1 protein-coding gene and 1 pseudogene are annotated in these 1,617 nt (G+C 61.7%); both read left to right on the forward strand.

Annotated features, from left to right (window positions below):
• Positions 1–966 (forward strand): annotated as a pseudogene (locus BUA54_RS20420) (Mu transposase domain-containing protein); the annotation flags it as partial.
• Positions 956–1,617, forward strand: a 662-nt coding sequence (gene istB / locus BUA54_RS20425; protein ID WP_072859069.1) for an IS21-like element helper ATPase IstB, incomplete at its 3' end; no start/stop codon positions are given. The pseudogene BUA54_RS20420 and the gene istB, both read left to right, overlap by 11 nt.

A 1,617-nucleotide genomic window follows, 5' to 3' on the forward strand; every position in this document is an offset into this window, starting at 1 on the left:
TGACCGCGTCGGCCGCGGGAAGGACCGGCAGGTCAACATGCGCTTCCTTGCGATGGCAAACCACTACGTGTTCGATCCGGCGTTCTGCAATCCTGCTGCCGGCTGGGAGAAGGGACAGGTCGAGAAGAACGTGCAAGACGCCAGGCATCGTCTGTGGCAACTCATGCCAAGCTTTCCTGATCTCGCGGCGCTGAACGACTGGCTGGAACAGCGCTGTGTCGCGTTGTGGACAGAGATCCCGCATGCAGCGCTGCCTGGCAGCGTTGCCGACGTCTGGGCCGCAGAGCAGGCAGCGCTGATGCCATTGCCCCCCGCATTCGATGGCTTCGTCGAACTGAGCAAGAGGGTATCGCCGACCTGCCTGATCAGCTTTGAGCATGAGGAGGATCAGGAAACGATCCGGGGGATCGTTTCCCCGACGAACGTTACAGCGTCCCGGCATCATTTGCGAACCGCCCGGTGAGCTTGCGGGTCTATCCCGAACGTCTGGTGGTCGCCGCCGAGGGTCAAATCCTGTGCGAACATGTGCGGGTGATCCAGCGCAGCCACCAGCTCCCACCACGCACGATCTACGATTGGCGCCATTACCTGGCCGTGCTCTAGCGCAAGCCAGGTGCATTACGGAACGGTGCGCCATTTGCGGAATTCCCTCCGGCCTTCAAGCAGCTGCAAGATCTCATGCTGCGCAAGCCTGGCGGTGACCGGGAGATGGTCGATATCCTGGCGCTGGTTCTGCATCACGATGAACAGGCTGTGCTGGTCGCTGTGGAAATGGCCTTGGCTGAAGGGGTAGCAACCAAGACCCATGTGCTGAACCTTCTGCACCGTCTGATCGATGGCAAGACGATCGGAGGGCCGGACATCGACACGCCACACGCCCTTGCTCTGCGCCGCGAGCCAAAGGCGAATGTCGAACGCTATGACGGATTGCGGGCCCGGACCGCCGGAGGCCGTCATGCGTCATGATCCCGCCAGTGGTGCCATCATCATCATGCTCCGCAGCCTGAAGATGCACGGGATGGCACAAGCCGTCACCGACCTCATGGAACAGGGCGCTCCGGCATTCGACGCCGCGGTGCCAATGCTCGCCCAGTTGCTGAAGGCCGAAGTGGCCGAGCGGGAGGTGCGCTCCATTGCATACCATATGAAGGCGGCACGCTTCCCGGCTTACAAGGACCTCTCTGGCTTCGACTTTGCGGCCAGTGAGATCAACGAGGCCACGGTGCGCCAACTTCATCGCGGCGACTTCATGGACGGCGCCCAGAACGTCGTGCTAATCGGGGGCCCGGGCACCGGCAAAACGCATGTCGCGACAGCCCTTGGCGTGCAGGCGGTCGAACATCACCGCCGTAAGGTCCGCTTCTTCTCGACCATCGAGCTCGTCAACACGCTCGAACAGGAGAAGGCCAAAGGCAAAGCTGGACAGCTTGCCGAAAGCCTCGTCCGACTGGATCTCGTGATCCTGGACGAACTCGGCTACCTGCCGTTCAGTGCATCAGGCGGCGCGCTGCTCTTCCATCTGCTGAGCAAACTCTACGAGCGCACCAGTGTCGTCATCACCACGAACCTGAGCTTCAGCGAATGGGCGACCGTCTTTGGAGACCCCAAGATGACGAC

Origin of the sequence: Loktanella atrilutea, from assembly GCF_900128995.1 — a bacterium.
Taxonomy (GTDB): domain Bacteria; phylum Pseudomonadota; class Alphaproteobacteria; order Rhodobacterales; family Rhodobacteraceae; genus Loktanella; species Loktanella atrilutea.